Origin of the sequence: Achromobacter spanius, from assembly GCF_003994415.1 — a bacterium.
Taxonomy (GTDB): Bacteria; Pseudomonadota; Gammaproteobacteria; order Burkholderiales; family Burkholderiaceae_B; genus Achromobacter; species Achromobacter spanius_C.
Map to the genome: position 1 here is coordinate 580,847 of NZ_CP034689.1, position 20,421 is coordinate 601,267.

At 63.8% G+C, this 20,421-nt stretch carries 21 protein-coding genes; 12 read left to right on the top strand and 9 right to left on the bottom strand.

The window, feature by feature from the left end; translation table 11 throughout:
• Positions 1-15: 15 nt before the first annotated feature.
• From ELS24_RS02575 to ELS24_RS02610, 9 genes are all read right to left on the bottom strand, one after another.
• Complete coding sequence (locus ELS24_RS02575; RefSeq protein ID WP_127183331.1) at positions 16-1,116, bottom strand: hypothetical protein; 1,101 nt, start codon at positions 1,114-1,116, stop codon at positions 16-18.
• Entirely contained in the window at positions 1,113-2,906 is a 1,794-nt protein-coding gene (locus ELS24_RS02580) for an ATPase, T2SS/T4P/T4SS family (protein ID WP_127183332.1), read from the bottom strand. The genes ELS24_RS02575 and ELS24_RS02580 overlap by 4 nt, the downstream gene beginning before the upstream one ends.
• Entirely contained in the window at positions 2,903-3,439 is a 537-nt protein-coding gene (locus ELS24_RS02585) for a hypothetical protein (RefSeq protein WP_127183333.1), read from the bottom strand. Before ELS24_RS02585 ends, ELS24_RS02580 begins: the two co-directional genes overlap by 4 nt.
• Entirely contained in the window at positions 3,423-4,784 is a 1,362-nt protein-coding gene (locus tag ELS24_RS02590; protein WP_127183334.1) for a type 4b pilus protein PilO2, read from the bottom strand. Before ELS24_RS02590 ends, ELS24_RS02585 begins: the two co-directional genes overlap by 17 nt.
• Before the next feature lie 2 nt (positions 4,785-4,786).
• Positions 4,787-6,478 carry a type II secretion system protein GspD gene (locus tag ELS24_RS02595; protein ID WP_127183335.1) on the bottom strand — a complete coding sequence of 564 codons (1,692 nt, stop codon included), beginning with the start codon at positions 6,476-6,478 and terminating at the stop codon, positions 4,787-4,789.
• A gap of 24 nt (positions 6,479-6,502) precedes the next feature.
• The gene (locus tag ELS24_RS02600; RefSeq protein WP_127183336.1) at positions 6,503-7,243 is read right to left on the bottom strand and encodes a toxin co-regulated pilus biosynthesis Q family protein; all 741 of its coding nucleotides are present in this window, start codon (positions 7,241-7,243) and stop codon (positions 6,503-6,505) included.
• A 40-nt stretch (positions 7,244-7,283) separates the two neighbouring features.
• Entirely contained in the window at positions 7,284-7,631 is a 348-nt protein-coding gene (locus tag ELS24_RS02605) for a hypothetical protein (RefSeq protein WP_127183337.1), read from the bottom strand.
• Complete coding sequence (locus tag ELS24_RS30770; RefSeq protein WP_164741206.1) at positions 7,615-7,782, bottom strand: hypothetical protein; 168 nt, start codon at positions 7,780-7,782, stop codon at positions 7,615-7,617. Before ELS24_RS30770 ends, ELS24_RS02605 begins: the two co-directional genes overlap by 17 nt.
• A 570-nt stretch (positions 7,783-8,352) precedes the next feature.
• Positions 8,353-8,598 carry a hypothetical protein gene (locus ELS24_RS02610; RefSeq protein WP_006217094.1) on the bottom strand — a complete coding sequence of 82 codons (246 nt, stop codon included), beginning with the start codon at positions 8,596-8,598 and terminating at the stop codon, positions 8,353-8,355.
• Positions 8,599-8,797: 199 nt separating this feature from the next.
• On the opposite strand from ELS24_RS02610, the gene ELS24_RS02615 reads away from it, so the two are divergent.
• The 12 genes from ELS24_RS02615 to ELS24_RS02670 all read left to right on the top strand — a co-directional run bounded on the left by ELS24_RS02615 (position 8,798) and on the right by ELS24_RS02670 (position 20,352).
• Positions 8,798-9,922 (top strand): cupin domain-containing protein, encoded by a 1,125-nt coding sequence (locus ELS24_RS02615; protein ID WP_127183338.1) that lies wholly within the window; start codon positions 8,798-8,800, stop codon positions 9,920-9,922.
• Positions 9,923-10,036: 114 nt separating this feature from the next.
• Complete coding sequence (locus tag ELS24_RS02620) at positions 10,037-10,948, top strand: fumarylacetoacetate hydrolase family protein (RefSeq protein WP_050449138.1); 912 nt, start codon at positions 10,037-10,039, stop codon at positions 10,946-10,948.
• 46 nt (positions 10,949-10,994) lie between these two features.
• Positions 10,995-12,188 carry an ABC transporter substrate-binding protein gene (locus tag ELS24_RS02625; protein ID WP_205736952.1) on the top strand — a complete coding sequence of 398 codons (1,194 nt, stop codon included), beginning with the start codon at positions 10,995-10,997 and terminating at the stop codon, positions 12,186-12,188.
• Positions 12,185-13,099 (top strand): branched-chain amino acid ABC transporter permease, encoded by a 915-nt coding sequence (locus tag ELS24_RS02630; RefSeq protein WP_050449136.1) that lies wholly within the window; start codon positions 12,185-12,187, stop codon positions 13,097-13,099. The genes ELS24_RS02625 and ELS24_RS02630 overlap by 4 nt, the downstream gene beginning before the upstream one ends.
• Positions 13,096-14,082 carry a branched-chain amino acid ABC transporter permease gene (locus ELS24_RS02635; protein WP_127183339.1) on the top strand — a complete coding sequence of 329 codons (987 nt, stop codon included), beginning with the start codon at positions 13,096-13,098 and terminating at the stop codon, positions 14,080-14,082. The genes ELS24_RS02630 and ELS24_RS02635 overlap by 4 nt, the downstream gene beginning before the upstream one ends.
• Positions 14,072-14,842: an ABC transporter ATP-binding protein gene (locus ELS24_RS02640; RefSeq protein ID WP_127183340.1), complete on the top strand. Its 771-nt coding sequence runs from the start codon at positions 14,072-14,074 to the stop codon at positions 14,840-14,842. Before ELS24_RS02635 ends, ELS24_RS02640 begins: the two co-directional genes overlap by 11 nt.
• Positions 14,829-15,533 (top strand): ABC transporter ATP-binding protein, encoded by a 705-nt coding sequence (locus tag ELS24_RS02645; protein WP_127183341.1) that lies wholly within the window; start codon positions 14,829-14,831, stop codon positions 15,531-15,533. Before ELS24_RS02640 ends, ELS24_RS02645 begins: the two co-directional genes overlap by 14 nt.
• A 95-nt stretch (positions 15,534-15,628) precedes the next feature.
• Positions 15,629-16,390, top strand: coding sequence for a GntR family transcriptional regulator (locus ELS24_RS02650; protein WP_127186232.1), 762 nt, complete (start codon positions 15,629-15,631; stop codon positions 16,388-16,390).
• Complete coding sequence (locus tag ELS24_RS02655; protein ID WP_127183342.1) at positions 16,383-17,267, top strand: alpha/beta hydrolase; 885 nt, start codon at positions 16,383-16,385, stop codon at positions 17,265-17,267. Before ELS24_RS02650 ends, ELS24_RS02655 begins: the two co-directional genes overlap by 8 nt.
• 25 nt (positions 17,268-17,292) lie before the next feature.
• Complete coding sequence (locus ELS24_RS02660) at positions 17,293-18,207, top strand: LysR family transcriptional regulator (RefSeq protein ID WP_050449152.1); 915 nt, start codon at positions 17,293-17,295, stop codon at positions 18,205-18,207.
• 156 nt (positions 18,208-18,363) lie between these two features.
• The gene (locus ELS24_RS02665) at positions 18,364-19,356 is read left to right on the top strand and encodes a Bug family tripartite tricarboxylate transporter substrate binding protein (RefSeq protein ID WP_050449131.1); all 993 of its coding nucleotides are present in this window, start codon (positions 18,364-18,366) and stop codon (positions 19,354-19,356) included.
• A gap of 51 nt (positions 19,357-19,407) precedes the next feature.
• The gene (locus ELS24_RS02670; protein WP_127183343.1) at positions 19,408-20,352 is read left to right on the top strand and encodes a succinylglutamate desuccinylase/aspartoacylase domain-containing protein; all 945 of its coding nucleotides are present in this window, start codon (positions 19,408-19,410) and stop codon (positions 20,350-20,352) included.
• Positions 20,353-20,421 lie beyond the last annotated feature (69 nt).

Genomic DNA, 20,421 nt, shown 5'->3' on the forward strand with positions numbered 1-20,421 from the left:
TGGTTTGGGCTTGCACTAGCTCATGGCGTCGAGGACGGCTGCGTTCTGCATGTCCCATAGGACGCTCTGATGCCACGCATAGAGGCCCGCCATTGCGAACACAGCAAAGCCCAGGATGACCCAGCGCAGAACTTTTGCGCGTGCTTCGACGCGCTTGAGGACGACCGTTTCCATCCTGTTGCGAATCCTCTGCAATGCGACGTCCAAGCCGTGGGTGTTTGTGAGGTCTTCGAGGTACCAATATGTCTCTTGATCCATCAGCCCGACATTGAAAACTTGAGCGCCCGATTTTGAGTCTTCAAGTCGATGCTGAATGGCCTGCAAGCGGCCCACTAGCCAACGAGATGCACCGTCGAACTGAAGTTCGATAGCCTCGCGCAATTGCATCGTCTTTCCGGTCCGTGGTTTGACCGCAGTTGCCGCTGTGCTGATGACACCAATGCCCTGGACATCCCGGTATAGGCTGTATGGCCCCCAACGGTCCAAAACCCTTCGTATTGGCCCGTCCAGGTACGGAAACGACAGTTGGAACGCGATTCCGACCGCGATCGTCCCCACCCAAACTCGAGCGCCGCTTTGGCGTATCCAGTCGGCGAGGTCGAAGAACGCCTGGGTGTATGGACTCAGATACGCGCGTGGCGCCGCAGGCAGCGATTCGAGAATCATTGGTGCGGTGAAGTAGGGGATCCCGACCATGATCACAAACCATAGCAACGCCATTGCCAAGGCCGAAGTCATGAGCGTAGTGACGAGGATCGTCTTCAGCCTGGAGTTCAAGCGCACAAGGCTGGCCATATCCCGCAGTCCGCTGGCCAGCACGGCTTGGCCCTGGCGCTGCAAGGAAACAAATTCAGCGACCTCTTTAGACGGGAGTGTGCCGTGGAGGGTTTTGCCGATCTCGCCGGTTTCGACAATCTTGTGCGCCCAGTGTGCCGAAAGGATGCCTCGCGCGCTGCGCCCATAACGCTGGGCATCAGTGTCAAGGATATTGAGGATCGTCCGTTTTCCTTGGGTGTCTTCGGTCATGTCGGCCAGATACTCGTACCAGTCCGCTCGCTGGCGGGCGAACTTGCGCGCGGCCTGGCCGGCCCGGGTCAGTACGAAGGGCAGCCTCATTTCCGCTCGCCTTGTCGAAGCAGCGTGGCAAAGGCTTGAAAATGCGGCTCAATGTCCCGCGGATCGATCATGCCTTGACTCATCTTGTAGACAGCGCAGTCCATGGTGGTCTTGCCTTCCATGTCGGGGTGGTCATATGCGGCGGTCCGGTGACCAGCGTAAATTTCACGCAGACGGAGCTCATCGCCGCCGCTGATGGCACGAAGCGCTTCTGGATCTGACGAGGGTTCGAACATTTCGGCGACTACGGTCCGTCCGGCATAGCCGAACAGTTCCGGGATCCCCTTTACCCGACATTTCTCACAACCCTGTGGATTGCGAACTTTGATGCGACTGCTGCCGAAGTCGTAAAGGGTTTCGATGTCGTCGAGGTAGCGTGCCCACTCATCCCGTGTCCGGCGCACTCCTAGTCGATCGGCGGCGCCTTCAAACAGTGAGTCTGCCGGCAGTGCGCAGTTGCAGGTGACCGGCATCAGTGCTTGGTGTGAGAGCAGCTTCAGGACGCCAGGCGTGCCCAGAGTTGTTGGGGGAACGCCGATTTCGCTGGAAGCAAATCGCTGCGGAATCGAGAGCGCGTGTCCAACGTGTGTCGTGGTGTACAGGCTGCTTCCCGACAGCACGATGTCCTGAAACGCTGATCCGGTAAGTGAGTCGCGGATTTCACCCAGAAACACGTCGCTCGCTGCGGCTCGCTTGAGCGCCATCAGCTTGGAACGCATCGTGTCGCGGTCCGAGCCATCAAGCGATCGAGAGACGCTGGCGGCCAACGCGCGCGGAATGGTCAGTTCGACAGGATCCTCGATCGTCATAACCTTGCGTGTCTCTGGCAAGCGCACGATCAATTGGGCGTTGGTGACGGTTTTGCCCGATCCAGGAATGCCGCCCGTCACGATGGCGCCGCCCATGCTTTGCAGACACCGTTGAAACTTTGCGACGTGCGAAGGCAGGAAACCTAGTGTCTCCATGTCCACCGGCTCCACCTTGGCATCCATATCGAGAATGCGCAGGGTTATGGAGGGTCCTTTGTCCGCAACAAATGATCCCCAGCGCAGCATGTAAGAGCGGTCGTCGACAACTTCGTATAGCCGGCCCTGTTGCTCGTTAGTCATGTCGAGAAAAAGCCCGTTGCCGCCGTGGACATCCAGCCATGCAACGTTTCCCATCTCAATGAGCCGTTCGGTCGGCATCGCCAGTTGCTTGGGCGTCGTGTACTGCCCATCGATCGTGGCGCTGACGTGGGAAATCGGAGCGGTCGTGTCGATGTTCAGGTGCATGTCGCTTGCGCCGTTGCGGATGCCCCAGGCGGAAAGATCGTGAAACCCCACGCGCACCGCAGAGCGCGCGCCAAGCGCGCGCGTCCTGGATGTGCGCTGCTTGACGTCCTTCGCTTGCATGCGCTCACGTACCAATGCGAGCAAGACTACGGGGTTGACTGTGTATACGTCCACGTTGTCGCGCCCGGCGGCTTCCCGAGCACGTAACAGAACGGCACGGTACAGGTCCGAGTCCTGTTCCCCCTGTTTGACGAAGACCACATACCGCTTGCCTTCGAGTTCTGCCACGCATGCTTTCGCTGCGGCTTCAGAGCCGCACCAATCCACGCGCAGAAGTTCGAAGGCCGGTCGCATATTTTCAACATCCTCAAAAGAGTCAAGATGACCTTCAGGGGAGTCGTCAGTTTGGACAGGCGTCAGCGACATGCTCAGGACAGGCGCCGGCTCTTCTTCGCGAAAGCCGACGCGCAAAATGCGCATCATTCGCCGAGTCCATTGGAAAAAGCTGAATTTCATGGTGCCCTCTCGTCTAGGCAATAGGTGAACGTCTCTTCCTCTTGCGATAGGAACGTGGCGCAGGGTGGAGAAATCTCCAGCAGACGCATGCCCTGGCCAGCGCCCGTGGCCGGCGCAGCTTTCCCGGTCACGTAGACGGCCTGTCTGTTGTCCAGTTGCAGGTGCGCGGCCAGGTGGCCGCCGACTCCGACGATGGCGATTAGCCGCGCCAGGCGTTGCTTCGACGGTGATGCCGAGGCAGCGGCCGCCTGTTCGGAATCTGCCGACGTGATTCCTATGGAGGGCGGTGCTGCGAACGACGAGCTCGCGAGCGCTGTCTTGGTCTTCGAGCGTTCCAGGGCGAGCGCCTGTTTTGCGTCATGCTCCAGCAGCTCGCGCACGAGGTGGCTCGGCGGTGCAGCCGGAGCTTCAGGCGCAACGGAGAGAGTGTCGGATTGCGCCGATACCGTGGCATGCAGGGAAGCGGCCAGGGCGAGACCCGCCAGGCCAGGCGCGAGCCGATTGCGCAGCGAAGTTTCACGGCGCGAGTACATAGATATCTCCTTTCAAGGTGGCCGAGAACGCGCTCGCCGCAAGCCCGGGTGCTGAGTCCGGCTGATAACGCACATGAAGCTGCGTTATCTGGGTGGTCGTCGGTAAGGCCAGGCCATAGAGCGAGCGCAGGGGCGCATTGACCACCAGCGCGCGGCTGGCGGGTAGCTTCGTGCCCTGTGGCATCGGCACAGGTTCTTCCAGTCCGTTGGGCAACTTGATGTTGGGTACGATGACCTGCACGTTTGCCGGCTTTGACAACGTGAAGTCTTGCAAGGCAGGTCGGAGCGCTTGCCAGCTGGGCTCCCACGCGGTCTGGATATCAATGGCGGTGGGAAGGTCCAGCAAGGGCATCGTTCGCGCGAAGAGCACCTGGGGAAGTGGCCATGTTGCGGTGGCCGTATCCAAATCCGGATGGGTGATGCGGAACGATTCGGCCAGCGCCGCTCGCAGCGTATGGTTGTCAGCCAAACGGGTACGGCGGTATGTGGCGGTGCACGAACCGACGCCGGGGCGGCAGTCGACTTCTGTCAGCCGCCACCGCCCAGGTTCTACCGGGACTGTGAGGACGGCATTGAGAAGGTCGGCCAGACCCGTGCTGCCTTGGGTCTTGACTGACTTCGCCCAGGTACCTATGGCGTTGTTCCACAGTGCAGTGGCGTCGAACTGCGGTTGTGCGGCCTCAGCCAACGCCTGACGTCGTGCCTGTCGTTCGTCCCACCAACTGGACCCGTAGTCCCAAGCCTCATAGGCGAGGACCGCAGCGATGAACACCCACCATATGGGCGACACCATGGAAAGTCTGAAGGAAGCCCTGCGCAGAGCCGACTGAGCATTTACATGCGCAGTGAGCTGTTGCAAAGAGAACAGGCGCGCTTGCGTGATGTAGTTGCTGTGCAGCTGGTGCTCACGGTAGCGCGCAGTCAGTTCTTCGACGGAGTTAGTTGCGGTCGCTTGGTCGGGGAAAATTGTATCGCCGCCCGTCTGCACCACCCCGTCGATGACCACCGCCAACCATACGGATTGATCGGGTAGCGTGCATACAACGATGTGCGTGCCATGTCGATGCATCTGTGCAAAAGCAGCGGCGCCAGAGAAAAGCGTTGCTCGGCCCTTTGCGCGTGTTTCGCTTCCTTTGGCTGCCAACAAGCCTACCGAGGAACTGCGAGCATCGCTTTGCACAAAGTGCGTTGCCCGTGCCTTTCTGGCGGTCTTAAGGGCAATCTTTTCCAGGTCTTCGCCAAGGACTGTGCGCCACTTGAGCCCGAGGACAAGTTGATTCGGCGAGCCCGGTATCGCGACGAGCTTGAAGCTCGTGCGCCGAGCGACTTTCTGTCGCGTTGCCACGGTCAGAATCCTTCCTCTGGAATTGCGGTTACGAGCACCACTGTCAGCAGTTGCTGCTCTTGCGAGGCGTCAGACCCACCCAAGAGCATTGGCGCCTTGTCGTCGAGACGGCGGCGGGTCGAACTGTCGGCAAATTGTTGATACCCGCCAATGACCACTTGCTCACCAGGGCGAACCATCACCTGCTGTACGCGTCCTTGGCCACCGATGTTGGTCTGCTGCACGAACGACTGATCATCGCGCGACCCCACCGGCTCCTTTTTCATTTCGATGAGTCGGGTGTCGTCGTAGGCAATCGTCAAGAGCACCTGGCCGTCGTCCTGCGCATCGGGCACGACGGTGAGGAAGGTGCCGACCGTCTTTTCGTCTTGCGTGACCGTGACCGTCGGCGCCGAGCTGTCGGACGTGCTCTGGGTTTGTTGCAGATCCTTGATGTACTGGAAGGTGTTGCGCGTGTCGTACTTGGCGGGTCGACGGTTCTGCGAAAGAAGCGGAATGCTCTTGTGATTGACGATCGACCCGAGCTGCGAAAGTGCGCTCAGTGCGATGTTGGTGCCGGCGAAGGGGCCACTGCCCACTGATGCGCCCACGCTGCCCGCCGCTTTGGCCGTGTCCAGCAAGGGACCGACGCCAATTGCCGATGCAGTGTTTTCGCGCCCAAGGCTGTTGAAAAGAATCTTCCAGTCGATGCTTCCTTGATTGAGTAGATCGCGTTGGACCGTGATTTCTTCGAAGACGAGCCGCACGCGGCGTGTCATCTGGCGGTTCTCAGCGTCCAGAAATTCGCCGATCCGGTCCTGCGCGTCCTTTGTATCAGTGACGACGATGGTGTTGGCCGCGCCGTCCGCCGACTTGATCACGCCTGCGCGACTGAGGAATTGACTGACCTTGGTGACGACCGCCGCCAGTTCGCGGGCTTCTTCTTTAGAACTGCTGGTCGACTTGTCCGCGAGCGTCGAATTGGCCGACTTGATATCGCGTTGAAGGTTCTCTTCAGCTGCCTGGGTCGGCGTGCGCACGACGTAGCTTTTCGTCTCCGTGCGATAGAAGCGAAGCGCACCGATTTTTTCGTCGTAGCGCCAGTAGACGCCCAACCGCAGTGCAATCGAGTCCAGTACGGAGGCGAGGGGTGCTTGGCCTGGGGGCAGGGGGGCCATCTTCGTGCGAGCAACGCCTTGGGGCAGGACGGGGCCTGCGATCCGGTCGACGGCAACTCCGGGTACGAGAGCTGGAACCAGCGTGTCCGCCGTTGCGGCAGCAAAGTTCGCACTTGCTGTAGCAACACTCTGTTCGACCGCCAGGCGCGGAAGGAAATACTCCGCTGGCAGCATAGCGTCGGCAGACACGTGGGTCAGGATTCCGGTTGCGAGTTGGATGCGGTCGGCAAGGGTTTTGAGGTCGGCCGCGCTGTTTTCGAACAACAGCGTCGTATTGACGTTGGCGCGAAGCGCCGGCGGCAGGGTGACATCGCGGGCAAGCGGTTGGGGCCGGCCTGCGATCCAAGGCAGTTCTACGACCTGGCCTTTGGCCCGGTCGGTGTCGCCTGCCATGCCCTTGAAGGCGTCCATAGCGAACGCGCCCTTTGAGCCTTCGTGGTCAGCACGGGTGCTGACTCGGTCTGTCGATTGGAGCGCGGAGCAGCCCGAGAGCGCTGCAAGCGTCAGTGCGGCCGCTACAGTGCGGTATGCAGTCATGGGTATTCCTGGTCAACGCCACGGCTAGGATTGCGTGGCTGGGGATCGGTTGCAGCTGCGGGTGAAGGGCAACATGCGCAGGACGCGGTTGCCGTAGAAGCAGGGGCGGATGGGCGATTCGCTCATCGCGACCGCCTGGGACAGCGCCTGAGTGGCCTCCCGGAAGGAGGCCACCTCGAACTCGGCCGGAGCCTGTATCGGTATGTCGAAATTCAGTTCCCACTGGTCCGGCCCAAACGTCCAGTTGGCGTCGGACGCCCAGCGCACGAGCGCTTGGCGGACCGTCCCGTCCTGCGGGCTAATGCGCCAAATTTGCTTGGGCGGTTCCACGATCTCGGGTTCTGCTACAGCCGGCGTCGGTGTGGCATCGACAGTCACGACTTGCGCGGGAGTCGCCGCAGTCAGCGCGCCAGTTGCGTCAGCTGGCGGTGGCTGCAAGGCCACTTCGGATGCCGGCGACTTCATTTCCGCCTGGGCGGTGGGGTTCGCGCTCGTTGTTGGAAGCTCTCCACTGCCGGAAGCCAATGTGGACTGGGCGGAAGGCGTGGTTTCAGCGATCGGCGGCGCGTCGGGCACCGGGATGGGCGGAATGGGCGCGGAAGCGACCATCGACGGCGATTTACCCGGTAGAACACTGCGTGGATCTACTCGATTAATCAACACGCGACCGGAATCGGACGGGGCTGGAGGCGCGGGCGGTACGAAACCGCAGGCCGAAAGGAGGCAGGCCACCGATATAACGGCGGCCATGAGGGGGACTTGCATGGGTAGCTCCAGAGAAGATGCGGCCGGAATGGCCGGGGTGTTATTCCGGCAGATCACGGCCCTGGGCCGGTGTCCACGGCGGGATACCTTGACGCTCAAGTTCGAGATGCACGGCTCGCATATCGCCGGGGGAACAATGGCGACGCGATAGCAGCAGCAGTTCTAAGACGATGGGGAGCATCGGGGCTGCTTCGGCGCCGTTGGCTCCGGTGTCCATCAATGTGAGCCGAAGTTGAGCAACGTGTTCGGCGACCTGGTCGTCGACTTCAAGTCGATCCCGCAGAAAAGCCGAAAGTGTCATGCCCCTATCTGCGGCGGCGCTTTCGTAGCGTCTGTAGGCGGCGTCCGAAAGGCGGAAACTAACTGGACGCTCAAGCAGCGAGCGCATGGAAACGTGCTTCTTCAACGACGATGTGGCCGATGGCTTCGGCGAATGCCTGCTTGAATGCGTCCCGGCGAATCCTGCGTTCGAGGGCGGAGTCAGGTTTGTCTTTGCAATGGTCCCGGAACTGTTGATCACGGTATTTGGCGGGACTCAAGTCTGGGGCCGTCTCGAACCAGGTTCGAGCAGCGTGGCGGGCGGCACGTGCAGTCGAAGGGAACTCGAAGGACGCGTGGTGCCCGCGGGACGCGATTGCGTCCGCAGGTTGTATGGACCTCATAGGGGAGCTTTCCTGAATGGCTGAGCGCGAACCTCGAGGGAGGCTGGCGACGCTTGGGGCAGGGAAATGCCCCGAGGGTGGTTGGGTCCGTTTTTGGGACCAGGACCGCGAATTAGTGCAACTCTATGCGCCCAACATGTAGGCAACGCCGGGGAAGTTCTGCGTTAAATGTCGCTAATTGGTGCGCTCACAGATTCGATTCCTGTCGGGCGCACCACACATCATGCAGTGACGAGCAATACCTGATGCAGAACGACGTGGCATAGAAAGTCGAATCCCGGATTCGATATTCGAAACCCGGGATCCATCAGCGTGTACACATCAGCGTCTGCGCACCAACGTCTACACATCAGGGTGGCCATCCAGTCATACGGCCATCAAGCTCCCTGAATATCAAACCCCCTGGATTTGAAATTCGCTTCAATACGCGCGGCGGCTTTGTTGCGTTCAATCATCCAGCGACGGCACCGTGCCGATCTGCGTCAGGATGCGCGGCGATTCCATGTCGCCGGTTTCTTTGTCGATCCATACTTCATAAGCGGCCACGCCCGCGAATTTGGAAGCCATGGAATTGGCGATTCGGATGGCGCCGAATTCGCTGCTGGCTGGACGGATCTCCCCAGGGGCCACGCCGTTGGCGGCGGCGCGATAGGGCACGACGATGTACTGAACAAGATGAGCGGCTTCTGACACAGGTTTCTCCCTGGATGACAGGTTTTTGGGCGAGCGAAATGTATCACGTCGTACTGTGTTTTTGTACAGTATTTTGAAGCGTCGCACCAACTAATTCTTGCTTGGCGGGAAAACCCCTAGCGGGCAATCGTTGCCCGAAATTCCGCTCGCCTCTATTATTTTCGAAAATCTTCACGGTTTTATAAAAAAGAGGCAAGGGATGGAAGCGAACCGGTACGACGCCTATCGCGAGGACACCGCAGGCCGCGCCAACGTGGCGGACTCGCCCGAACGCATCGCCTATTACCAGGAGCTGGCGCGCCTGGAAACCGGCGCCTTGTGGACCGTGGCGAACAAGATTGAACCCTGGGCGCCGCGTTCGGCGTCGGTGCCAGTGGTGTGGCGCTACCAGGACTTGCGCGCGCATGTGCTGCGATCGGCCGAACTGGTGTCGCCCGAGGAAGCGGGCCGCCGCGTGATCTACCTGAACAACCCCGGCCGGCGCGACGTGGCCGCCGCCGTGGGCTGGTTGTATTCCGGCTTGCAGGTGATGCAGCCGGGCGAACTGGCCTCGGCCCACAAACATTCGCATTCGGCGCTGCGCTTCATCATGGAAGGCCAGGGCGCCTACACCGTAGTGGATGGCCACAAGATGACGTTGGGCGCGAACGACTTCGTGCTGACGCCCAACGGCACCTGGCATGAGCACGGCGTGGCCGAAGACGGCACCACCTGCATCTGGCAGGACGGCCTGGACATTCCGCTGGTCAATGCCTTGGAAGCGGGCTTCTACGCCGTGCATCCCGACCTGAACCAGACCGTGACCCATCCGGTGGACGACACCAGCGCCGCCTGGGGCAACGCGGCCTTGCGCCCGCAAGTGTCGGGCTGGACCAAACCGTATTCGCCGCTGTTCAAGTACGAATGGGAGCCCACCTACGACGCCTTGCGCCGTTATGCGCGCACCACCGCCGGCAGCCCGTACGACGGCATCCTGCTTGACTACGTGAACCCCGCCACCGGCGGCTCGGTCATGCCGACCATCGGCGCCAGCATGCAATTGCTGCGCCCGGGCGAACACACCAAGGCGCATCGCCACACGGGCAGCTTTATCTACCAGGTGGCCAAGGGCAGCGGCTTTTCCATCATCGACGGCAAACGTTATGACTGGACCGAACGCGATATTTTCTGCGTGCCGTCCTGGGCCATCCACGAACACGCCAACCTGTCCAGCAACGACGACGCCTGCCTGTTCTGCTTCAACGACCTGCCCGTGATGCGGTCGCTGGCGCTCTACCGCGAAGAAGCGCTCAAGGAAAACGACGGCCATCAAGTGCTGATCTAGCACCGCCCCCCATTCGAATTTTTATCCGCCGCGCGGGGCTTGCTCGCGCGCCTGGCTCAACTCGTCCTGATTTAACTCTTCCTACTCAACTCGTCCTGAATCAATGGAGTTCCTATGCGCTTGGTGACTTTTCGCGCTCATCCCACCGCTGCCGCGCGGCTTGGCGCGCTGGCCGAAGGCTATGTAATCGACCTGGCCCTGCTGGGCCGCGCCGGCGGCGTGGACCTGCCCGACGACATGCTGGCGTTCATCGACTTAGGCCCGGTAGCCGTGGCGCAGGCCAGCCGCCTGATGGATGCCTACCGTGGCGCGTGGCCGGTGGGCACGGCGCTGCCGCAAGAAAACGTGAAGCTGCTGGCGCCCATTCCGCGTCCGCGCAAGAACATCTTCGGCATCGGCCTGAACTACGTTGAACACGTGGCGGAATCCAGTCGCACGCTGGATACCTCGGCCGACCTGCCCAAGCAGCCGGTGATCTTCTCCAAGCCGCCCACCACCGTGATCGGCCCGGGCGACGCCATCGAGCACAACGCCAAGATTACGCAGCAGCTGGACTGGGAAGTGGAGCTGGCGGTGATCATGGGCCGCCGTGCCTCGCGCGTGGCCGAGGCCGATGCGCTGTCCTACGTGTTCGGCTACAGCGTGATGCTGGACATGAGCGCACGCGACTGCCGTCGCGCCGGCCAGTGGATCTATTCCAAGGGCCAGGACACCTACGCGCCGTTCGGCCCGTGCATCGTCACCGCCGACGAAATCCCCGACCCGCAGGTGCTGGACTTGTGGCTCACCGTCAACGGCGAAAAGAAGCAGGGATCGAACACGCGCCACATGCTGTTCAAGGTGCCGTTCCTGATTGCGGACATCAGCGCCGGCATCACGCTGGAACCGGGCGACATCATCGCCACCGGCACGCCGGAAGGCGTGGGCGCGGGCCGCAAGCCGCAGGAATGGTTGTGGCCGGGCGATGTGGTGGTGGCGTGCGTGGAAGGCATCGGCACGCTGCGCCATCCGGTGGTGGCGGTCTAGCTCAGGCCTGCCGCCAGGCGGGCAACGCAGTCTTCAAGGGGAAAACATGATCAAGAAACAGCATCTGGGCGGCGTGGCCGCCGCGTTGTCCGTCGCGCTGGGCGCGGCCTTTTCAACAAGCGCCGCGCGCGCCGCCGAGCCCGTCAAGATCGGCTTTATCGCCACCTTGTCCACGCCGGCCGGCTACATCGGCGAAGACGAGCGCGATGCCTTCAACCTGGCCATCAAGGAAGGCGGCGGCAAGCTGGGCGGGGTTCCCGTGCAACTGGTCATCGAAGACGACGGCTTGAAGCCCGCCAACGCCAAGCAGGCCGCCGACCGCCTGGTGCAATCGGGCGTGAAGCTCTTTACCGGGGTGAACTTTTCCAACGTGCTGGCGGCCGTCGTGCCGGGCGTGGTGAAGTCAGGCGGGTTCTACGTCAGCCTGAATCCTGGCCCGTCGAACTTCGCGGGCGAAAAGTGCGACCCCAACTATTTCGTGGCGTCTTACCAGAACGACGCCTTCCACACGGCGGGCGGCGTGGCGGCCAATGAACTGGGCTACAAGCGCGTGGTGCTGCTGGCGCCCAACTACCAGGCTGGCCGCGACGCCATCGAAGGGTTCAAGCGCACATACAAGGGCGAGGTGGTGGCCGAGATCTACACCAAGCTCGACCAGTCGGATTTTTCCGTGGAGCTGGCGCGCCTGCGTTCGCTGGCGCCTGACGCCATCTACCAGTTTCATCCGGGCGGCACCGGCATCAACTTCGTCAAGCAGTATGCGGCGGCGGGCTTGAACAAGAGTATTCCCATGCTGATGCCCAGCTTCTCGATGGACGCGCGCATGATCCAGGCCACGGGCGATGCGTCCTTGGGTTCCTACACCACGGGCATCTGGTCGCAAGACTTCAACAACCCGCAGTCGCAGGCCTTCGTCAAAGCCTTCAAGGAAGCCTATGGCCGCGTGCCCACCGACTACGCCATGCAGGCTTACGACACCGCGCAGTTGATCGGCGTGGGTTTGAAGGCCACGGGTGGCGATCTGTCCAAGGCGGCGGAATTCCGCGCGGCGCTGCGCAAGCCCGGCTTCACGTCCTTGCGCGGCAACTTCAGCTTGAACACCAATCAGCATCCCATTCAAGACCTGTACCTGATGCGTATCGACAAGGACAGCGCAGGCGGCCTGGCGCCGCATCTGGTCCGCAAACTGGTGTCTGACGACAAGGACGCCTACGCCCAATTCTGCAAGATGCCGTCATGACGCTGCTGTTCGAACAACTGCTTAACGGGCTGCAGTTCGGCGCCATGCTGTTCATGCTGGCGGCCGGACTGACGCTGATCTTCGGCATCATGGGCGTGGTCAACCTGACGCATGGCTCGTTCTACATGGTGGGCGCGTACTGCGCGGCCTATGCCATCGGCACCACCGGCTCGTTCCTGGCGGGCGTGCTGGCGGCGCTGCTGGGGGCGGGGCTGTACGGCATATCCGTCGAAGTGCTGGTGATACGCAAGCTGTACAAGCGCGATCACCTGTACCAGGTGCTGGCCACTTTCGGCCTGCTGCTGTTCTCGAACGAAGCCGTCAGCCTGATCTTTGGCCGGCGTCCGCCGCTGGTCAGCATCCCGTCGTTCCTGGAAGGCGCGGTGACGCTGGCGCCGGGCTTTCAGTATCCGCTGATCCGCCTGTCGTTCATCGCCATTGGCGCCTTGGTGGCGGTGGGCTTGTGGTGGCTGGTGAACCGCACGCGTATCGGCATGCTGATACGCGCGGGCGCGGATGACCGTGAAATGGTCGACGCGCTGGGTGTGGACATCCGCAAGCTCTACACGCTGGTGTTCGGGCTGGGCGCGTTGCTGTGCGGCTTGGCCGGCGTGATGGCCGCGCCGCTGCTGGCGGTGGAAATCGGCATGGGCGAACGCATCTTGATCACCACCTTCGTGGTCATTGTGATTGGCGGGGTCGGCTCGGTGCGCGGCGCCTTGGCGGGCGCCTTGCTGGTGGGCATGGTCGACAGCCTGGGCCGTGCCTTCCTGCCGCAGTTGCTGTCCACGATGTTCTCGCCCGCCACGGCGGACCCGCTGGCCGCCGGCATGGCGTCGGCCAGCATTTATGTGTTGATGGCGATTGTGCTGATCGCCAAGCCGGGCGGCTTGTTTCCGGCGCGAGGATGATGATGGCAAAAACACTTTCAAATCGCGCCCGCTGGGGCTTGGCTGGGCTGGTGGTGCTGATCCTGCTGCCCGCCGCCGCGCTGGCCTCGGGTTCGCCGTTCCTGATTGGCGTGGTGACGCGCTTTCTTATCTACGGGCTGGCCGCGGTCAGTCTGGACCTGGTGATCGGCTATGGCGCCATGGTCAGCTTTGGCCACGCCATGTTCTTCGGCCTGGGTGGCTACGCGGTGGGCATCATTGCCTTTCACACGGCCGAAGCGGGGCCTATCTTCGGCTGGGCCGGCAGCAATGCCGCGTTGGTGGTGTGGCCTATTGCGCTGGCCGTGTGCGCGTTGGCGGGCTGGGTCTTCGGTTACCTGGCGCTGCGCACGCGCGGTGTGCAGTTCATCATGATTACGCTGGCCTTCGGGCAGATGGTGTATTTCATCCTGGTGTCGCTGCAGTTCTATGGCGGCGACGACGGGCTGATGATCACGCAGCGCAACGTGTTGCCGGGCCTCAATCTGGAAAGCCCCATGGTGTTTTATTACGTGTGCCTGGCGCTGCTGACGGCGTGGACGCTGCTGTGCATCCGCATCACCAATTCGCGCTTCGGCATGGTGTTGCAGGCGCTGCGCCAAAGCGAGCGGCGCGCGCTGAACCTGGGCGTGGCGCCCACGCCGTACCGCCTGAGCGCGTTCGTGCTGTCGGCCGTGGGCACGGGGCTGGCGGGCGTGCTGTGGGCCAACTATGCCGGGCTGGTGACGCCCGACATGGCGGCGTGGACCAAGTCCGGCGAGCTGATGGCGATTGTCATCCTGGGCGGCGTGGGCACCTTGCTGGGCCCGATTGCGGGCGCGGCGGTATTCCTGGGGCTGGAGCAGATGCTGTCGTCCTTGACCGAGCATTGGCTGCTGTACATGGGGCCGATTCTGGTGCTGGTGGTGCTGTGGGGCCAGAAGGGCCTGTTCGGCAAATTGCTGGAGACGCGCCATGCCGACTGATACGCATGCAAGCCTGCTGCGCTTGACGCAGTTGCGCAAGGCGTTTGACGCGGTGGTGGCCACCAATGGGGTGGACCTGGATGTGCGGGCCGGCGAAATCCACGCCATCATCGGCCCCAACGGCGCGGGCAAGTCCACGCTGATCGCGCAGATCTGCGGCGAGATCCAGCCTGACTCCGGCACCATCCATCTGGACGGGCAGGACGTGACCGGGCTGCGCGCGTTCGAGCGGGCGCGGCTGGGCCTGGGGCGTTCGTTCCAGATCACCGAGCTTTGCCACGAATTCACCGCGCTGGAAAACGTGATCTTGTCGCGCATGCTGAAGGACGGCCCCGCGTTTGGCGCCTGGTCCGATCCGCGCCGCGACGCCAGCCTGAAGGCCGAGGCCATGCAGTGGTTGACACATGTGGGCCTGGCTGAGCGCCGCCATGTGCGGTCGGCGGACCTGGCGCACGGCGAACGGCGGCAACTGGAACTGGCGGTGGCGCTGGCGCGCGAGCCGCGCCTGTTGCTGCTGGACGAACCCATGGCCGGCATGGGGCCCGAGGAATCGGCGCGCATGACGCGCCTGCTGCAAGGCATGAAGGGCGATTACGCGGTGCTGCTGGTCGAACACGATATGGACGCCGTCTTCGCGCTGGCCGACCGCATCAGCGTGCTGGTGTATGGCCGCGTGGTGTTCAGCGGCACGCCGGACGAGGTGCGCCGCCATCCGGAAGTGCGCGCGGCCTACCTGGGAGAAGAACATGTTGAAGGTTGACGGCCTGACGGGCGGTTACGGATCCAGCAAGGTGCTGTTCGGCATGTCGTTCGAGGCCAGCGAGGGCGAGGTGATTTCGCTGATAGGCCGCAACGGCATGGGCAAGACCACCACGGTCAAGACCTTGATGGGCATGCTGCCCGCCACCGGTGGCGCGGTGCAGTTTCGGGGGCAGACGCTGGGCCGGTCCGCGCCCAGCACGGTGGCGCGCCTGGGCGTGGGGCTGGTGCCGGAAGGGCGGCGCGTGTTTGGCTCGCTGACGGTGCAGGAAAACCTGGTGGCGACGGCGCGCCCGGCGGCGGGAGGCTCATCGGGAGGCTGGGACCTGGAGCGCGTCTACACGCTGTTCCCGCGCCTGAAAGAACGCCGCACGCAGTCGTCGCGCACCTTGTCGGGCGGCGAGCAGCAGATGCTGGTGGTGGGCCGCGCGCTGATGACCAACCCCAAGCTGCTGATTCTGGACGAGGCCACCGAAGGGCTGGCGCCGCTGATCCGCCAGGAGATCTGGCGTTGCCTGCGGTCGCTGAAGGCCGAGGGCCAGACCATTCTGGTCATCGATAAGAACCTGCCCGAGATGGCCACGCTGGTGGACCGACACTACATCGTGGACAAGGGCCGCGTGGCCTGGTCTGGCAAGCCCGCCGAGCTATCCGCCCAACCCGAATTGGCGCAGCGGTATCTGGGGATATGAGGTGGCCGAGCCCACGCGTGCCGCCCACGGGCGCGAGTAGAATGGGCCGCCTGTGCGCGGATCAGCGGACACGCCGCTGACATCTGGAGAGCATGTTGAAGCCAAGAATCAAAGCTTCCCGCCAGGACGATTCCGGATCGGCCGGGAATGCCGACGTGGAAGACATCACGCTGTCGGAGCAGGTTTACCGCCTGCTTCGGCGCGACATCATGAGCGGGGTTTTCGCGCCGGGCCAATCGCTGCGGCTGGAATTGTTGAAGCAGCGCTACGGCAGCAGTTTTTCGCCCATCCGCGAAGCGCTCAACCGCTTGCGCAGCGAACGCATGGTGGTGAACACCACGTCGCGCGGCTTCAGCATCGCGCCCTTGTCGGTCGAGGAAATGTGGGACGCCTGTGAAACCCGCATCCTGATCGACTGCGATGCCTTGCGCCGGTCGCTGGCCAACGCGGACGACGCCTGGGAAGCGCGGCTAGTGGGCGCCTATCACGCGCTGACGCTGGCGGCGCAGCGGGCGGGCGAAGCGTCAGCCCCGTCCGACGAACTGGAAGATCTGCTGGAAGCTCGCCATCTGGATTTCCATCATGCGCTGATTGGCGCATGCCGCTCGCATTGGCTGTTGGACCTGTCCACGCAGCTGTATGCGCAAACCGAGCGCTACCGCCGCCCCGCGCGCGCGGGCGCCACGGCCTATGGGCCGGAACGCAACGTCGACGACGAACACCGCCAACTGCTGGACGCCGCGATCTCGCGCGACGCCGAGCGTTCCGTGGCCATGCTGGCCGCACACTACCGCAAGACCGCGCAATTCATCGAACGCATCATTTCACAGCCCGACACCCAGGCACGACATGCATAACGCCGAGATCGATCTTTTCTTTTCCTCTATCGCCGAGCGCGACGTGCAATACAACGCGCGCGAATCCGTGGCCGACTTCGACGCCTGCGTGCGCCGCTACGCGGAGTCGTCGGCGCGGGTACGCTCGCGTCGCCCCGGCGTGCTGGACCTGCGCTACGGCATGGGCCAGGACGAACGGCTGGACCTGTTCCTGCCCGCCGCGTCCCACGCGCCCGCGCCGCTGTTCGTGTTCATTCATGGCGGCTACTGGCGCGCGCAGCGCAAGGAAGACGCGCCCGTGATGGCCGAGGCCTTCAACGCGGCGGGCGCGGCGGTGGCCACGCTGGAATACACGCTGGTGCCCGAAGCCACGCTGGGCGAAGTGGTGCGCGAAGTGCGTTCCGCCGTGGCCTGGCTGTACCAGAACGTGGCGGCCTACGGCGTGGACCCCAAGCGCATCTACGTGAGCGGCAGCTCGGCCGGCGGCCACCTGGCCGGCATGCTGGCGGCACCCGGCTGGCCCGCGCGCTATGGCGTGCCGGACGACATCATCAAGGGCACGCTGGCTTTGTCTGGCCTGTTCGATCTGCGTCCGCTCTGCGACATCCTGCCCAACACCTGGCTGCGACTGACGCCGGAGCAGGCCGCGCATCAAAGCCCCATCTTCAATCTGCCCGAGCGCGCCGGCCCCATGCTGCTGGCCGTGGGCGGGCTGGAGACGCAGGGCTTCAAGAACCAGACGAGCGCGTTCGAGGCGGCCTGGAACGCGGCGGGCCTGGCGTCCACCCGCATTCCCACGCCGCACTGCAATCACTTTGACCTGGTCAACGAGCTGGAAGACCCGGACAGCGCGCTGACCCGGGCCACGCTGGCGATGATGGGGCTGGCCGCCCGTTGAGGGCCAGCGCTGATGGCCGCCGCGCATGGCTGACCTGAAACTCCTGGAAGACCTGATCGCGCTGGCGCGCACGGGCAGTTTCGTGCGCGCCGCCGAACTGCGCCACGTGACGCATCCCGCATTCGGGCGGCGCATCCGCGCGCTGGAAGCCTGGGCGGGCGCGCCGCTGGTCGAACGCCAGCACCTGCCCGTGACGCTGACCCCGGAAGGCGAGGCGCTGCTCCGGACGGCCACGCAGGTGGTCGAGCAGATGGGGCTGGTGCGCCATCGCATCAGCAGCTCGGGCGCGGGTGGCGAAGCCGTGTTGCGCATCGCCACCGGCCGCAGCCTGGCCCGCACGTTGGTGGCGGACTGGATTGCGCGCTTGCGGCATCGCACGCCCAAGGTGCTGACCGAAGGCACGCAGGTTGAACTGTCGACCGGCCAGGCCAAAGACCTGGTGGTGCGCCTGGAGCAGGGCAAGGTGGACCTGCTGTGCTGCTACGAGCATCCGGCCTTGTCCGTGCCCTTGAGCCCGGCGCGCTACCGCTACATGACGCTGGCCACCGACAAGCTGGTGCCCGTAAGCCAGGTGGATGCGCGTGGCCGTACCCGATATACGCTGCAAGACGGCGGCCAGCCGGTGCCGCTGATCACCTACACGGGCGGCCTGGCGATGGAGCGCATTGTGGGCGACCGCCTGGAAACGACGCCCTATGCGCTGACGCCTTTCGTGCGCAGCGATTCGCTGGATGCCGCGCACGGCGCCGTTGCCAAGGGTCTGGGCGTGGCGTGGTTGCCATGGTCCATGGTGGCGGCGGATTGCCGTCGCGGGGCCTTGGCCGCGCTGGGCGGCCGCAGTGAAGAGATCGCTTTCGAGGTGCGCCTGTACCGTCCGCGCGCCCGCTTGACGGACCTGGCGGAGGCCGCCTGGGAGGCCACCGCCAACCGCAAGGTCTGACGCGCGCCGCTGCGTCAGCCGTTTTGGGCCAGGCCGGATCGGCACGAAGATGTGCCGTTTCGGCACAGTGGGTGGCCGGGGCACCCGTGAAAATACAAGCCTATACCTCCAACGAGACGGCCACGCCGTCCACCTCAGCACCCCAAGGAAGAAAACATGAAATCTCACCTGCATACGCTGCGTGCAGCGCTTGTTGCGCTTTGTGCCGCCTCGGCCGTGGCGGCCGCGCCGTCCGCCGTCGCCGCCGATTACCCCTCCCGCAGCATTTCGCTGGTTGTTGGCTACCCCGCTGGCGGTAGCCTGGACTTGACCGCGCGCCTGTTGGGCGAAGAGCTGGGCAAGCGCCTGGGCCAGACCGTCGTGGTTGAAAACGTGGGCGGCGCTGGCGGCACCATCGGTGCGCAGCGCGTGGCGCGCGCCGCACCCGATGGCTATACGATTTTCCTGGGCTCCACCAACGAAATGGTGATTGCCCGCATGATCAACACCGCGGTGAAGTACGACAGCGCCAAGGATTTCACCCCCTTGGGCCTGGTGGCGTCGCAGCCGATGCTGCTGGCCGCCAGCAAGAATTCCGGCGTCAAGACGGCGGCGGAGTATCTGCAGAAGCTGCGTGGCGCGGAAGCGGGCACGTTCAATTACGGCTCGTCCGGCGTGGGCACCACCTTGCACCTGGCCGGTGAAATGATCAACCGGGCCACCGGTACGCGCGCCGAACACGTGCCGTACCGTGGCGTGTCGCCCCTGGTCACGGACCTGATGAGCGGACAGCTGGACTTCGGCATGCTGGTGCTGTCTTCGGGGCTGCCGCAAGTACGCAGCGGCAACATCGTGGCGCTGGGCCTGACCGAAAACAAGCGTTCGCCGGCCGCGCCTGAAATTGCGCCGCTGGCCGCAACACCGGGTTTTGAATCCGTCGACATCAACCTGTGGTTCGCGCTGTATGGCCCGGCCGGCCTGCCGGAGCCGGTAGTCGCCAAGCTGCGCGGCGCGCTGGACGAGACGCTGAAGTCGGATCAGTTCCGCGGCAAGTTGCAGGACGCGGGCGGTGAAATCGCCAAGCCGGGTGTGGATCTGGCGGCCTACCAGGTTGAAGAAACGAAGAAGTATGGCGCGCTGGTCAAGGCCGCCAAGATCGAAGCGCAATAAATCAGGCGCCAGCCCAAGCTCTTGCCACACCGGAATCAAGCGGATCACACCATGGAATTCAAGCTACCCGTTCCCGACCTGAGCGCCGAGCGCGCGGGCAATACCGACACGCCGGGCGTCTGGCATTTTGATTCGGGCGTGCCGGGGCGGGCGCTGATGGTGACCGCGCTGGTGCATGGCAACGAGCTGTGCGGCGCCTGGGCGCTGAAAGATCTGCTGGCGGCCGGCGTCAAGCCGCGCCGTGGCAGCCTGACGCTGGCCTTTTGCAACCTGAACGCCTTCGATCGCTTTGACCACGCCAACCATGACGCCTCGCGTTTTGTGGCCGAAGACATGAACCGCGTCTGGAGCGCCGAGCGTCTGGACAACCCCACCACGCCCGACCGCCAGCGCGGCGCTGAGCTGCGCCCCTGGGTGCAGCGCGCGGATTGGTTGCTGGACCTGCATTCCATGCACGAGCCGGGCGCGCCCTTGCTGCTGACGGGCGTACTGCCGCGCAACATCGCGCTGGCGCGTCGGCTGAAAGCGCCGCAGCACGTGATCGTGGACGCGGGCCACAAGGACGGCGTGCGGATGCGTGACTTCGCGCAGTTCGGCGAGCCCGCGCGTGAAGACGCCTGCGCCTTGCTGATCGAATGTGGTTTCCATGGCGAGTTGGCCTCGCGCGATGTCGCCCGCGACATGGTGGCCCGCATGCTGGTGGAGTCGAAGGTGCTGGACGCGGCTGATGTGCCGGCCGGCTGGCGCTTGCCGGACCCGGCGGCGCAGCGCGTGCTGGAAGTGACGGACGCCGTGGTCGCGCCGTCGATGGATGTGACGTTTGCGCAGCCATGGACGGGCCTGGAAACGTTGGAGCAGGCCGGCTCGGTGATCGGCTGGGCGGACGGCCAGCCCATCGTGACGCCTTACGATAACTGCACGCTGATCATGCCGTCGTTGCGGCAGTTGAAGCCCGGCGTGACGGTGGTGAGGTTGGCCCGCGATTACGTGGGCTAATTACGCGGGCTGATTACGCGGGCTATCGCGGGGGTTGATCGCGCGGGCTGAACCCCCGCGCAAAAGCCC

Coding starts and splice junctions, on each gene's coding strand:
- ELS24_RS02575 (WP_127183331.1), bottom strand. CDS start 1,116: ATGAGGCTGCCCTTCGTACTGACCCGGGCCGGCCAGGCCGCGCGCAAG.
- ELS24_RS02580 (WP_127183332.1), bottom strand. CDS start 2,906: ATGAAATTCAGCTTTTTCCAATGGACTCGGCGAATGATGCGCATTTTG.
- ELS24_RS02585 (WP_127183333.1), bottom strand. CDS start 3,439: ATGTACTCGCGCCGTGAAACTTCGCTGCGCAATCGGCTCGCGCCTGGC.
- ELS24_RS02595 (WP_127183335.1), bottom strand. CDS start 6,478: ATGACTGCATACCGCACTGTAGCGGCCGCACTGACGCTTGCAGCGCTC.
- ELS24_RS02600 (WP_127183336.1), bottom strand. CDS start 7,243: ATGCAAGTCCCCCTCATGGCCGCCGTTATATCGGTGGCCTGCCTCCTT.
- ELS24_RS02605 (WP_127183337.1), bottom strand. CDS start 7,631: ATGCGCTCGCTGCTTGAGCGTCCAGTTAGTTTCCGCCTTTCGGACGCC.
- ELS24_RS02615 (WP_127183338.1), top strand. CDS start 8,798: ATGGAAGCGAACCGGTACGACGCCTATCGCGAGGACACCGCAGGCCGC.
- ELS24_RS02620 (WP_050449138.1), top strand. CDS start 10,037: ATGCGCTTGGTGACTTTTCGCGCTCATCCCACCGCTGCCGCGCGGCTT.
- ELS24_RS02625 (WP_205736952.1), top strand. CDS start 10,995: ATGATCAAGAAACAGCATCTGGGCGGCGTGGCCGCCGCGTTGTCCGTC.
- ELS24_RS02630 (WP_050449136.1), top strand. CDS start 12,185: ATGACGCTGCTGTTCGAACAACTGCTTAACGGGCTGCAGTTCGGCGCC.
- ELS24_RS02635 (WP_127183339.1), top strand. CDS start 13,096: ATGATGATGGCAAAAACACTTTCAAATCGCGCCCGCTGGGGCTTGGCT.
- ELS24_RS02640 (WP_127183340.1), top strand. CDS start 14,072: ATGCCGACTGATACGCATGCAAGCCTGCTGCGCTTGACGCAGTTGCGC.
- ELS24_RS02645 (WP_127183341.1), top strand. CDS start 14,829: ATGTTGAAGGTTGACGGCCTGACGGGCGGTTACGGATCCAGCAAGGTG.
- ELS24_RS02655 (WP_127183342.1), top strand. CDS start 16,383: ATGCATAACGCCGAGATCGATCTTTTCTTTTCCTCTATCGCCGAGCGC.
- ELS24_RS02660 (WP_050449152.1), top strand. CDS start 17,293: ATGGCTGACCTGAAACTCCTGGAAGACCTGATCGCGCTGGCGCGCACG.
- ELS24_RS02665 (WP_050449131.1), top strand. CDS start 18,364: ATGAAATCTCACCTGCATACGCTGCGTGCAGCGCTTGTTGCGCTTTGT.
- ELS24_RS02670 (WP_127183343.1), top strand. CDS start 19,408: ATGGAATTCAAGCTACCCGTTCCCGACCTGAGCGCCGAGCGCGCGGGC.